At 70.5% G+C, this 12,061-nt stretch carries 9 protein-coding genes and 2 pseudogenes; 5 read left to right on the top strand and 6 right to left on the bottom strand.

What is annotated here, in order from left to right; all coding sequences use genetic code 11:
* Both AC1D01_RS07925 and AC1D01_RS07920 read left to right on the top strand, forming a co-directional pair.
* A partial coding sequence (locus AC1D01_RS07925; protein ID WP_477865510.1) for an FAD:protein FMN transferase occupies window positions 1-615 on the top strand: 615 nt, incomplete at its 5' end.
* Window positions 612-1,985, top strand: a complete 1,374-nt coding sequence (locus tag AC1D01_RS07920; protein WP_477865509.1) for a sulfite reductase subunit alpha — start codon at window positions 612-614, stop codon at window positions 1,983-1,985. The genes AC1D01_RS07925 and AC1D01_RS07920, both read left to right, overlap by 4 nt.
* A gap of 137 nt (window positions 1,986-2,122) precedes the next feature.
* On the opposite strand, the pseudogene AC1D01_RS07915 reads toward AC1D01_RS07920, so the two are convergent.
* Together AC1D01_RS07915 and AC1D01_RS07910 are read right to left on the bottom strand one after the other, a co-directional pair.
* Window positions 2,123-2,476: pseudogene (locus tag AC1D01_RS07915) on the bottom strand (ribbon-helix-helix domain-containing protein); the annotation flags it as partial.
* 75 nt (window positions 2,477-2,551) lie between these two features.
* Window positions 2,552-3,130 carry a DJ-1/PfpI family protein gene (locus tag AC1D01_RS07910; protein ID WP_477865508.1) on the bottom strand — a complete coding sequence of 193 codons (579 nt, stop codon included), beginning with the start codon at window positions 3,128-3,130 and terminating at the stop codon, window positions 2,552-2,554.
* Window positions 3,131-3,435: 305 nt separating this feature from the next.
* On the opposite strand from AC1D01_RS07910, the gene AC1D01_RS07905 reads away from it, so the two are divergent.
* Window positions 3,436-3,870 (top strand): SWIB/MDM2 domain-containing protein, encoded by a 435-nt coding sequence (locus tag AC1D01_RS07905; RefSeq protein WP_047501850.1) that lies wholly within the window; start codon window positions 3,436-3,438, stop codon window positions 3,868-3,870.
* Between the two features lie 46 nt (window positions 3,871-3,916).
* On the opposite strand, the gene AC1D01_RS07900 is transcribed toward AC1D01_RS07905, so the two are convergent.
* Window positions 3,917-6,334 carry a hybrid sensor histidine kinase/response regulator gene (locus AC1D01_RS07900; protein ID WP_477865507.1) on the bottom strand — a complete coding sequence of 806 codons (2,418 nt, stop codon included), beginning with the start codon at window positions 6,332-6,334 and terminating at the stop codon, window positions 3,917-3,919.
* Window positions 6,335-6,479: 145 nt separating this feature from the next.
* On the opposite strand from AC1D01_RS07900, the gene AC1D01_RS07895 reads away from it, so the two are divergent.
* Together AC1D01_RS07895 and AC1D01_RS07890 are read left to right on the top strand one after the other, a co-directional pair.
* Entirely contained in the window at window positions 6,480-7,040 is a 561-nt protein-coding gene (locus tag AC1D01_RS07895) for a hypothetical protein (RefSeq protein ID WP_477865506.1), read from the top strand.
* A 34-nt stretch (window positions 7,041-7,074) separates the two neighbouring features.
* Window positions 7,075-7,236, top strand: a complete 162-nt coding sequence (locus AC1D01_RS07890) for a hypothetical protein (RefSeq protein WP_477865505.1) — start codon at window positions 7,075-7,077, stop codon at window positions 7,234-7,236.
* 70 nt (window positions 7,237-7,306) lie between these two features.
* Here the strand turns inward: AC1D01_RS07890 and AC1D01_RS07885 are convergent, their stop codons facing one another.
* From AC1D01_RS07885 to AC1D01_RS07875, 3 genes and pseudogenes are all read right to left on the bottom strand, one after another.
* Window positions 7,307-7,912, bottom strand: a complete 606-nt coding sequence (locus AC1D01_RS07885) for a 2-hydroxychromene-2-carboxylate isomerase (RefSeq protein ID WP_477865504.1) — start codon at window positions 7,910-7,912, stop codon at window positions 7,307-7,309.
* A 67-nt stretch (window positions 7,913-7,979) separates the two neighbouring features.
* Window positions 7,980-10,952 (bottom strand): excinuclease ABC subunit UvrA, encoded by a 2,973-nt coding sequence (gene uvrA, locus AC1D01_RS07880; RefSeq protein WP_477865503.1) that lies wholly within the window; start codon window positions 10,950-10,952, stop codon window positions 7,980-7,982.
* 97 nt (window positions 10,953-11,049) lie between these two features.
* Window positions 11,050-12,061: pseudogene (locus tag AC1D01_RS07875) on the bottom strand (hypothetical protein); the annotation flags it as partial.

The following is a 12,061-nucleotide window of genomic DNA, read 5'->3' as shown; positions in this document are numbered from 1 at the left end:
GCGGTGCGGGCCGCGCGTGCCGTCAGCGGCTGGCAGCGCTTGGAGACCGGCCCGCAGGGCGTGCGGCAACCGGGCGGCCTCCGGCTCGACCTGTCGGCGATCGCGAAGGGCCATGCGGTCGACCGCGTCGTGCAGCGGCTCGCGCAGCAGTTCGGTCTCGACGACGTGCTGGTCGAGGTCGGCGGCGAGCTGCGCGGCGAGGGCGTGAAACCCGACGGGCAGCCGTGGTGGGTGGCGCTGGAACCGGTGCCGCGCTGGGTCGACGGCGGCTGGCAGCTCGACGCAGACCCGCCGCCGGCCCGCATCGCGCTGCACGGCCTGAGCGTCGCGACCTCGGGCGACCACCGGCGCTTCTTCGCCCGTGATGGCCGCCGCTACCCGCACACCATCGACCCGCGCACCGGCCGGCCGATCGATCACGGCGTGGCGGTCGTGACGGTGCTCGATGCGTCGTGCATGCGCGCCGATGCGCTGTCGACCGCGCTGACGGTGATGGGGCTGCAGGCCGGCCTGCCGTGGGCCGCGCAGCGCGGCATCGCGGCGCTGTTCGTCACGCGGCGCAGCGACGGTGGGCTCGACGAGCAGGTCACGCCGGCCTTCGCCGCACTCGAATGAGTCCTTCCGCGCGATTCCTGGCGGCAGGTGCCGTCGCGCTCGCCTACCTCGCGTTCTGCGGCTTCATCGCCTGGCGTGAACGGCACCGCCGCGCGGCCGCCTCGCGCGATGCGGCTGCGCTGGACCATGCCGAGGCCGATGCCGCGCCGGTGCTGGTCGCGTTCGCGAGCCAGACCGGCTTCGCCGAGCAGCTCGCGTGGCAGACCGCGCGCCTGCTGCACACCGCCGGCGTGCCGGTGCGGCTGCTGCCGCTCGGCGAACTGCGGCCCGACGAGCTGGCGCACACCGAACGGGCGCTCTTCATCGTCAGCACCTACGGCGAGGGCGACGCGCCCGATGCGGCCTCGGCGTTCGCGCGCCACATGGTCGACGGCGGCCAGCCGTTGCCGCGCCTGCACCATGCGGTGCTGGCGCTCGGCGACCGCAGCTACGCGCAGTTCTGCGGCTTCGGCCGCCGGCTGGATGCCTGGCTGCAGGTGCAGGGCGCGACGCCGCTGTTCGAGCGCATCGAGCTCGACAACGAGGATGCCGCAGCGCTGAAGCGGTGGCAGCAGCAGGTCGCGCACCTCGCCGGCACGGTCGACCTGCCCGACTGGCAGGCGCCGGGCTTTGACGACTGGCGGCTGGTCGAGCGCCGCGTGCTGAACGAGGGCGGCGCCGCCGCGCCGGTGTGCCACCTCGAACTCGTGCCGGCCGACGGCGCGGCGCTGCCCGTCTGGCAGGCCGGCGACCTGGTGCAGGTGCAGGCGCCCGGCGACCTGCAGCGACCACGCGAGTACACGATCGCCTCGGTGCCGTCGGCGGGCCGGCTGCACCTGATGGTGCGACAGGAGCGGCATCCGGATGGCGGCCTCGGCGTGGCCTCGGGATGGCTCACCGCGCAACTGCAACCGGGCGACCGCGTGCCGCTGCGGCTGCGCGCGCACGGCAGCTTCCGGATCGGCGACAACGCGGCGCGGCCGCTGGTCCTGATCGGCAACGGAACCGGCCTGGCGGGCCTCAGGAGCCACCTGATGGCGCGCGCCGAGCAGCAGGCACCCGTCGCCTGCTGGCTGCTGTTCGGCGAGCGCCAGGCCGCGCATGACGCGCATTACGCCGCCGACACCGACCGTTGGCAGGCCGACGGCGTGCTCGCGCAGCTCGACCGCGTGTTCTCGCGCGACCAGCCTGAACGCCTCTACGTGCAGCACCGCGTGCTGGAACAGGCGGAGCGCCTGCGCGAATGGGTGGCCGGCGGCGCGGCGATCTATGTGTGCGGCAGCCTCGAGGGCATGGCCGCCGGTGTCGACGACGCGCTCGCGCAGGTGCTCGGTGCGGCGCAACTCGCGGCGCTGGCCGACGCCGGCCGCTACCGCCGCGACGTCTATTGAGCGTGTAATTCGTAGCCCGGATGCAATCCGGGTCCCGGGTTGTCACCCGGGCTACATGACGACCCCTCGCCCGGTGGGTACACCAGTCGGTCCCCCAGGGGGACGCGGGCCGGCTTGGGGCGGCCCGGCGCTCGGCCCGGCGTCGCCCAGCTGCGCGGCAGGTCATCGAGCACCGCGCGCGCATCGAGCGAGCGGATCGGCACGCTGTTGTCGACCGGAATCCGCTGGTGCGCCTGCAGCGCCATGTAGCGCAGCGCGCTGACGCGCAGGAACGACGCGAAGTTGCCGACCTCGCCACGGGCCTCGACGAGCTCGTCGTAGAGCCGCTCCAGCAGGTGCGTGACGCTCATGCCGTCGCGCGCGCCGATCTCCGCCAGCACCTCCCAGTGCAGGTTCTCGAGCCGGATGCTGGTCACGACACCGTGCAGGCGGACCGAGCGCGTGCGCGATTCATAGGACGACGGATCGGCGCGGATGAAGACTTCGCACATGGTCGTGTTCCTCGATGCGGCGGAGCGGGGCGCCATCTTCGGACGATCCCCGGCCCGCTGCAACGAGGGGTTTCTTCAGTGCTGGATGCGCGTGCCGAGCACCGCGAGGAACTGCGACAGCCAGGCCGCGTGCGCCGGCCAGGCCGGTGCGGTCACGAGCTTGCCGTCGGTCACCGCCTGGTCGACCTCGATCGCCGCGTAGCTCGCGCCGGCCAGTTCCACCTCGGCCGCGCAGGCCGGATAGGCGGACACGCGCTTGCCGCGGATCACGCCGGCCGCCGCGAGCAGCTGCGCGCCGTGGCACACCGCCGCGATCGGCTTGTCGGCGCGCGAGAAGTGCTGCACCAGCGCGATCACGGCCTTGTTCATGCGCAGGTATTCCGGCGCGCGGCCGCCCGGAATCACCAGCGCGTCGTAGTCCTCGCCCTTCACCGACGCGAACGTCGCGTTCAGCGTGAAGCGGTGGCCGGGCTTCTCGGAGTAGGTCTGCTGGCCTTCGAAATCGTGCACCGCGGTCATCACGAACTCGCCTGCCTTCTTGTCCGGACAGACGGCATGCACCGTGTGGCCGACCATCTGCAGCGCCTGGAACGGCACCATGGTCTCGTAGTCCTCGGCGTAGTCGCCGACCAGCATCAGGATCTTCTTGCCCATCGTTCGTCTCCTTCGACAAGGACGGCAGCGCACCATGCGGCACCGTCGAAACGCATTCTCGGAAGCACGCGATGCGCGCGGGTAACAGCCCGCTGCGACACCTCGAGAGCACGCAGATGAGGCTCACAGGCGACAAAACATCGCGCGAAGGCGCATGAATGCGTGTTTCACCTATGAAAACTGCTTCTCAATGCAGCACTCTCGCAGTAGTATTCGCTCCGCACGTGGACCTGGAGAACCGAGAGCTCATGCGGCTCTCACCCAACCCGGGCACATCAACAACGTTATTGATGGAGAAATTCAACATGGCAACTGCGAAACCGCCCGCTCGGAAAGCGGCTCCTGCAAAGAAAGCGGCACCGGCCAAGAAGGCTGCACCCGCGAAGAAAGTAGCGGCCAAGAAGGCCGCACCGGCCAAGAAGGCCGCTCCCGCCAAGAAGGCAGCGCCGGCCAAGAAGGCCGCTGCGAAGAAGGCCGCACCGGCCAAGAAGCGCACCCCGAACGCTGCCTTCATGAAGGCCATGACCCCGAGCGCAACGCTGGCTGCCGTCATTGGCGCCAACCCGCTGCCGCGCACGGAAGTGACCAAGAAGGTGTGGGAGTACATCAAGAAGAACGACCTGCAGGACAAGGCCAAGCGCACGATGATCAACGCCGACGCCAAGCTGAAGGAAATCTTCAAGAAGGCCCAGGTCTCGATGTTCGAGATGACCAAGCTGATCAACGGCCACCTGAAGTAATCAGGTTCCGTTCACCTCAAAAAGCCGACGCTTGCGTCGGCTTTTTTCATTGTGGAGAGGGCGTTTCCATCGCCTTCGCGACGGCATCCAGCACGCGCGCGACGTTGATCGGCTTGGTCCAGTAGTCGTCGAAACCGGCGGCGAGCGCCGCATCGATCTGCGGCTGCATCGCATCCGCCGACAGCGCGATGCAGCGCAGCCCGCTCGTGCGCGCGTCGTCGCGCAGGCGGCGGATCAGCGTCAGGCCGCTCGCGTCCGGCAGGTTCATGTCGATCAGCAGCAGGTCCGGCGCCTGCTCGCGCGCCGCCGCGAGGCCGCTCGCGCCATCGTTCGCGACGCTCAGCCGCCACTGCGGGCGGCCCTTGAAGACCTCCTGCATCAGCATCACGTTCAGCGGCTCGTCCTCGACGTACAGCACGTGCTTCTGCGCCACGGCAGGTGGCGCGGGCGGCGTGGCGGCGGGYAGCGCGGATGCCGGGTCCGCGCGCGCCGCATCGCCCGCCGGCAGCAGCAGCGTGAAGGTCGAGCCCTGGCCGGGCGTGCTGCGCAGCAACAGCTCGCCCTGCATCGCCGCCGCCAGCGTGCGCGCGATCACGAGCCCGAGGCCGCTGCCCTCGATGCGGCGCTGCTCGGCGCCGAGCCGGTTGAACGGCTGGAACAGCTGCAGCTGCTGCGCCGTCGTCAGCCCCTCGCCCTCGTCGCTCACCGCCACCATGACGCGCTCGCCGTCGTGCTGCAGCACGAGCCGCACCGTGCCGCCGGCGCGGTTGTACTTGATGGCGTTCGACAGCAGGTTCAGCAGCACCTGCTCGACCGCACGTGCATCGGCGGTCGCCCAGCAGCCCGCGGGCCGCTGTGGCGCGAGCAGCCGGATGCCGGCGTTGTCGGCCAGCGGCTGGATGATCGCGAGGCAGCTCTCGACCGCGGCGCACAGGTCCACCGGCACCGGCTTCAGCGAGAAATCCTCCTGCTCGATGCGCGCCAGGTTCAGCACGKCGTTGATCAGCTCCAGCAGGTGTCGGCCGGCGTGCATCACGCTGTCGATGCGGCGGCGCTGGTCGGGGGCGAGCGGGTGCAGGCGGTCCAGCGACATCAGCTGCGCGAAGCCGAGGATGCCGTTCAGCGGCGTGCGCAGCTCATGGCTCACGCGCGACAGGAACTCGCTCTTCGCGCGGTTCGCCTGCTCGGCGGCCTCCTTGTCGCGGCGCAGCTGCTCCAGCGCGGCCTGTTGCGTGATGTCGCGGCAGGTGCCGACCAGGCCGTCGACGCGGCCGGCGGCGTCGTGCGTGCAGCGCGCAAACAGCTCCAGCATCGCTGGCAGGCCGTCGGGCCGCAGCAGCCGGTAGCGGCTCTCCAGCCGGCCGTCGGTGGCCAGCGCGCGCCGGATCGCGGCCTCGGTCGCGGCGCGGTCGTCGGGGTGCACCGCGGCGAGGAAATCGTCCAGCGTGTAGTGCGGCAGCGGCCACGGCTGGCCGTGGTTCGCGCAGGCGCGCCGGTCGAAGCCGACCTCGCCGCTCGCCAGCGAGAACTGCGCGACGCCGATGCCTGCCGCCTCGGCGGCCATGCTCCAGCGCTCCTCGCTGCCGCGCAGCGCGATCTCGGCCTGCTTCTGCGCGGTGATGTCGGCGGTGAAGCCGTGCCACAGCGTCGAGCCGTCGGCCAGCCGCTCGGGCATCGCGCGGGTCTCCATCCAGCGCACGCTGCCGTCGTCGCGCAGGATGCGGTAGCTGCGGTGCCACGCCGCCAGCGTGCGCGCCGAGGCCTCGATGCTGTCGAGGTAGCCGCGCTGGTCGTCGGGGTGCAGCAGCCGGAACGGCACCGTCGGGTCGCCGCCGTTGCCGTCGCGCGGCGGCTCCACGCCGAACAGCTCGCGCGAGGCATCGCTCGCATACGGGTAGCTGACCTGGCCGTCCGGGTGCAGCTGGAACTGGAAGATCACGCCCGGCACCTGCGACGACAGCTTGCGCAGCAGCTCGGCCTGCACATGCGCCTTGCGCTCGGCCTCGACATGCGCCGAGACATCGCGCGCGGTGCCGCGGTAGCCGGCGAACTGCCCCTGCGCATCGAACACCGGCACCGCGCTGCGCGAGATGCGCAGCACGCCTCGGCCGGTCTGCTTGTCGGTCAGCACGCGGGTGATCGGGCGGTGTTCCTGCAGCAGCTGGTGGAAGCTGCGCCCGCCGGGCAGCGGGTGGGCCAGCTCGTCGAGCAGCGGCGAATCGGCGATCTGCCGGCCGATCATCGACAGCGGCGGCAACCCGGTGATCGCCTCGAACGCGCCGGAGACCCAGGTGTAGCGCAGCTGCGCATCGGTCTCCCACATCCAGTCGCCCGAGGCGCGCGCGAAATCGAGCAGGCGCGTGCGCTCCAGGTCGGGCGATGGGGGATGCATGCGGGCATTGTCGAGCAGCGTCGTGCCGCACTCAAGCCGCTTGAACCCGCGCGCCGCCGTCGGCGGCAGCATGTCACGCACCCCCTGCGCACCCCCTGCGCACCGCTGTAGGGCTTCTCCCACACCCGCAGATTGGTTTGTCCGGCAGACCGGCCGGGGGGCGCTGCCTAAGCTTGCCGCACCGGCTTCAGGCCATTCCGTTCGAGGAGATATCAATATGACCAAGCAACAATCGCTGTCGTGCCAATCGTTGTCGTACATCACCGCCGCCGTCGCGGCACTGATGTTCAGCACCGGCGCCTTCGCCGCCGACAAGACCGCCTACGACCAGGCCAAGGCCTCGGCCAAATCGACGTATGAAGCGGCGCACAAGCAGTGCGAATCGCTGTCGGGCAACGCCAAGGACATCTGCGTCGCCGAAGCCAAGGCCGCCCGTGTGAAGACCGAGGCGACCGCCGAAGCCGACTACAAGGGCACGGCCAAGGCCACGTACAAGGCCAAGGAAGACATCGCCGAGGCCGACTACAAGGTCGCGAAGGAGCGCTGCGACGACAAGGCCGGCAACGAGAAGGACGTCTGCGTGAAGGAAGCCAAGGCCGTCGAGACCAAGGCCAAGGCCGATGCGAAGGCCGAGCGCGACACCAAGAAGGCGAGCGCCGAAGCCACCGACGACAAGAAGACGGCGGCCTACAAGGCCGAGGCGGAGAAGTGCGATTCGCTGGCCGGTGACGCGAAGACGGCCTGCGTGAACAACGCCAAGGCCAAGTTCAACATGTGATGCACCCGACAACGCACCCACCGGAGGCCCCGCCATGAGCTTCTTCATTGCCGCAACCATCACCGTCGTCACGGCGGTCGGCCTCCTGGTCGCGCTGATCGCGCTGCTGCTGCAACCGAACGTCGAGGAATTGATCCAGGGCAACTGGGTCAACGACGCGTCGGACGCGGAAGGGTCGGCAGTGCGCAACGGCTAGGCCGAGCCCCGGGTTGTCACCCGGGCTACTGTCGACCCGCGCAACCTCGTAGCCCGGATGCCAATCCGGGTCAGCCTTGCGCGAGCCGCCGCTGCACGAAATCCAGCCGGTCCTGCCCCCAGAAGATCTCGCCGTCGATCACGTAGCTCGGCGCGCCGAACACGCCGGCCGCGATCGCGGCCTCCGAATCCTGTTCGTAGCGCTCGTGCACCGCCTGCGAGTGCGCGTCGTCCATGCGTTGCGCCGGCAGGCCCTGCTCGGCGACGAGCGCCTGCAGCACCGCCAGGTCGGCGATGTTGCGTTCTTCCACCCACACCGCCCGCAGCACCGCCGTCGTGATGCGCAGCGCCGCCTCGGTGCCGTCCTTCATGTCGACCGCGATGATCAGCTGCGCCGCATCGTCGCTGTTGACCGGGAAGTACTTCGGTTGCAGGTTGATCGGCTGGTTCAGCCAGGCGCTGAAGCGCTTCAGCTCGACCAGCCGGTAGGCCTGGCGCTGCGGCGCGCGCTTCGACAGCGGCAGCCCGCCCGACACCGGAAACACCTTGCCGCCCAGGTCGACCGGCAGCACGTTGACCTTGGCACCGGCGGCGGCCGCGATCTCGCAGAAGCGCTGGTGGCCCAGGTAGGTGTACGGCGAGTGCGGGGACAGGTAGTAATCAATCGTCTGGCTCACGGCGGGCTCCTCTCGAAGGGCTGCAGTCTAGCCACGTCCGGTGACGCCGTTCGTGCGGGTGTTCCCGTCACTCGGCCAGCAGGGGTTTCAGGTACTGCCCGGTGAAGCTCGCCGGGTTTGCTGCTATGTCTTCCGGCGTGCCGCTCGCCACCACCATGCCGCCGCCGGCGCCGCCCTCGGGGCCCATGTCGATCAGCCAGTCGGCGGTCTTGATCACGTCCAGGTTGTGCTCGATCACGACGATGGTGTTGCCGGCGTCGCGCAGCTGGTGCAGCACGCGCAGCAGCAGGTCGATGTCGGCGAAGTGCAGCCCGGTGGTCGGCTCGTCGAGGATGTACAGCGTGCGGCCGGTGTCGCGCTTCGAGAGCTCCAGCGCCAGCTTGACCCGCTGCGCCTCGCCGCCCGACAGCGTGGTCGCGCTCTGGCCGAGCCGCACGTAGCCGAGGCCCACGTCGAGCAGCGTCTGCAGCTTGCGCGCGATGTTGGGCACCGCGTTGAAGTACGCATGCGCGTCCTCCACCGTCATCTCCAGCACCTCGGTGATGTTGCGGCCCTTGTAGAGCACCTCCAGCGTCTCGCGGTTGTAGCGCTTGCCGTGGCACACGTCGCAGGGCACGTAGACGTCGGGCAGGAAGTGCATCTCCACCTTCAGCACGCCGTCGCCCTGGCAGGATTCGCAGCGCCCGCCGGCCACGTTGAAGCTGAAGCGGCCGGCACCGTAGCCGCGCTCCTTGGCGGTGTTCATCTCGGCGAACAGCTCGCGGATCGGCGTGAACAACCCCGTGTAGGTGGCCGGGTTGCTGCGCGGCGTGCGCCCGATCGGGCTCTGGTCGACGTTGATCACCTTGTCGAACGCGTCCAGCCCCTCGATGGTGTCGTGCGCCTCCGGCTCGGCATGGCTGCCGTACAGCTTGCGCGCGACCGCCGCGTACAGCGTGTCGTTGACCAGCGTGCTCTTGCCCGAGCCGGACACGCCGGTCACGCAGGTCAGCAGCCCGACCGGGATCTCGACCGTGACGCCCTTCAGGTTGTTGCCGCGCGCGTTGACGATGCGCAGCGATGTYGGCGTCGCGTCGTCCGGATCCTTGGGCTTGTCCTTCACCCGGTGGCGCTGCTTCGGCACCGCGATGCGCAGCACGCGCGACAGGTAGCGGCCGGTCAGCGATTCGGCGCTCGCCGCCACCGCGTCGGGCGTGCCCTGCGCGATCACGTGGCCGCCATGCACGCCGGCTCCCGGGCCCATGTCGATCACGTGGTCGGCGGCGCGGATCGCGTCTTCGTCGTGCTCCACCACCAGCACGCTGTTGCCGATGTCGCGCAGGTGGCGCAGCGTTCCGATCAGGCGGTCGTTGTCGCGCTGGTGCAGGCCGATGCTCGGCTCGTCGAGCACGTACATCACGCCGGTCAGGCCGGAGCCGATCTGGCTGGCCAGCCGGATGCGCTGCGCCTCGCCGCCGGACAGCGTGTCGGCGCTGCGGTCCAGGCTCAGGTAGTTCAGGCCGACATCGTTCAGGAACTTCAGCCGCGAGCGGATCTCGCGCACCACCTTGTCGGCGATCTCGGCCTTGGCGCCGCGCAGCTTCAGCGCGCCGAAGTAGTGCAGGCACTCGCGCAGCGTGAAATGCTCGACGCGGAAGATCGGCTCGCCCTTCCTGTCGCCCGCATGGTCGTCTTCGCCTTGCAGGAACACGTTGCGCGCCTCGCGCCGCAGCCGCGTGCCTTCGCAGTCGGGGCAGGGGCGGGCGGCCTGGTAGCGGGCCAGGTCCTCGCGCACCGCGGCCGAGTCGGTCTCCTTGTAGCGGCGCTCGAAGGTCGGGATGATCCCTTCGAACGGGTGCATGCGCTTGACGCTGCGCGATTTGCCCTTGCCGTTGCCTTCGCTCTCGTAGGTGAACGCGATGTCTTCTTCGCCGGAGCCGTACAGCAGCACCTGCTGGCCCTGCTGGGGCAGCGCTTCGAACGGCGCGTCGATGTCGAACTTGTAGTGCTTCGCGACGCTCTCGAGCAGCGAGAAGGTGTAGCCGTTGCGGCGGTCCCAGCCCTTGACCGCGCCGCTGGCCAGGCTCAGCGACGGGAAGGCGACGACCCGCTCCGGGTCGAACGCGGTGACCAGGCCCAGCCCGTCGCAGCTCGGGCAGGCGCCGACCGGCGAGTTGAACGAGAACAGGCGCGGCTCCAGCTCGCTCAGCGAGTAGCTGCAGATCGGGCAGGCGAACTTGCTCGAGAACAGGTGCTCGCGGCCGTGGTCCATCTCGAGCGCGACGGCGCGGCCCTGCGCGATGCGCAGCGCCGCCTCGAAGCTCTCGGCCAGGCGCTGGCGCAGGCCGCTGGCGGCGGCGTCGGGCTGCACCTTCACGCGGTCGATCACGACGTCGATGTCGTGCTTCTCGGCCTTCTTCAGCTTCGGCAGCTCGGCGGCCTCGTGCGTCTGGCCGTCGATGCGGAAGCGCACGTAGCCCTGGGCCTGCATCTCGGTGAACAGGTCGCCGAACTCGCCCTTGCGGTCGCGCACCACCGGCGCCAGCACCATCAGCTTGGTGTCCTCGGGCAGCGCGAGCACGGTGTCGACCATCTGGCTGACGCTCTGCGCCTGCAGCGGCACATGGTGGTCGGGGCAGAAGGGCGTGCCGGCGCGCGCGTACAGCAGGCGCAGGTAGTCGTGGATCTCGGTCACCGTGCCGACGGTGGAACGCGGGTTGTGGCTGGTGGCCTTCTGCTCGATGCTGATGGCCGGGCTCAGGCCCTCGATCACGTCGACGTCGGGCTTGTCCATCAACTGCAGGAACTGGCGCGCATAGGCGCTCAGGCTCTCGACATAGCGCCGATGGCCCTCGGCGTACAGCGTGTCGAACGCGAGGCTCGACTTGCCCGAGCCGCTCAGCCCGGTGATCACCACCAACTTGTTGCGGGGGATGTCGAGGTCGATGTTCTTCAGGTTGTGCGTGCGCGCGCCGCGGACGCGGATCAAGGACGTCTCTGTCGAGGCGTCGGCCGGGGTGGTCGCCGGAGCAGGAGGAACGGGGGGTCGAGGCGCGGGCATCGGGTCGCAGGCACGAAACCAAGCATCATATAGGCGCAACGTGTCGCGGGCCGGCAGCGGGTTTCCGGCGAACGGGAGACGGAACGGGGCGGGGTGATCAAGGCGTCGCCGCGTCCAGCGCCTGGCGCAGCGATGCCAGCGTCGCGGCATCCAGCGGCGCACGCAGCGTCTCGCCTACATCGCGCCGCTCCCACACCAGCGCATCCTCGGTCAGCTGCAGGCGCTGCGTGACCTCGCCGTCGCGCAGCAGTTGCAGCTCGGTGCCCGGCGCAGGGCGCTCATTGCCGAGGCTCTGCCAGCGCCCGCGCGAGGCGCTCTCCAACCGGCCGAGCCAGCGGCTGACGGCGTTGTCGAACGGGTGCTGCGGGCCGCCGGGGCGCTGCCAGTACCAGCGCGTCGCCTCGCTGCCGATCTGCTGGCGCAACTGGGCGATGGCGGGGCCGGCGGCGGCGAAGCCGGCGATCCCCGCGGCCTCGGGCGCCGCCGCCACGGCAGCCGGCGCGGCCATCTTGGCCGCGGCACGTGCACGCTGGTCCGGCGCTTCGCTGCTGCGCTCGCGGCTCTCGTTGCGGCTGCGTTCCGCCTTCGCATCGGCCACGGCATCGGGCGACCGCGGTGCGGCCGGCGGGGCCGGCGCGGGCAGCGGGGCGGTTGCGGCGGCAGGCGGCGCTGCCGCCGTCGGACCCGGCATCTGCAGCGTCGTTTCCTCGGCCACGATGCCGCGCGAATCGGCCGCGGCATCGCGCCGCTTGGACTCTTCGGCGCGGCGAGGTGCCGCGGCCGCCGGCTTCGGCTTCTCGATGCGCGGGGCCGGTGCCTGCGCGGGTGCCGCTGCAGGTGCATCGCCTGCCGGCACCGTCCTGGCCTTCTCCTGCTCGACAGGCGCGGGCTCTGCTGCCGGCGCCGGCGCGGCAGGCGCCTGCACCGCCACCTGCGGCGACAGCGCCTCTTCCGGCGGGTGATCGCGCCACAGCAATCCGGCAAAACCGATCACGATCACGCCGGCCAGCGCGCCGGCGAAGCGCGGGCGGCCGATCCAGTCCCACAGCCGCTGCCCCCACGACGGTGCCGCAGCCGGTGCCGCTGCCCGGCCGTCGCGCGCCTTGGCC

This window comes from Rhizobacter sp. P3_B12 (genome assembly GCF_056402895.1).
This window is presented reverse-complemented; position numbering and strand designations above follow the sequence as displayed.

What these genes read in the sequence shown, in the direction of transcription:
- AC1D01_RS07920 (WP_477865509.1), top strand. Translation starts at nt 612, where the DNA reads ATGAGTCCTTCCGCGCGATTCCTGGCGGCAGGTGCCGTCGCGCTCGCC.
- AC1D01_RS07910 (WP_477865508.1), bottom strand. Translation starts at nt 3,130, where the DNA reads ATGGGCAAGAAGATCCTGATGCTGGTCGGCGACTACGCCGAGGACTAC.
- AC1D01_RS07905 (WP_047501850.1), top strand. Translation starts at nt 3,436, where the DNA reads ATGGCAACTGCGAAACCGCCCGCTCGGAAAGCGGCTCCTGCAAAGAAA.
- AC1D01_RS07895 (WP_477865506.1), top strand. Translation starts at nt 6,480, where the DNA reads ATGACCAAGCAACAATCGCTGTCGTGCCAATCGTTGTCGTACATCACC.
- AC1D01_RS07890 (WP_477865505.1), top strand. Translation starts at nt 7,075, where the DNA reads ATGAGCTTCTTCATTGCCGCAACCATCACCGTCGTCACGGCGGTCGGC.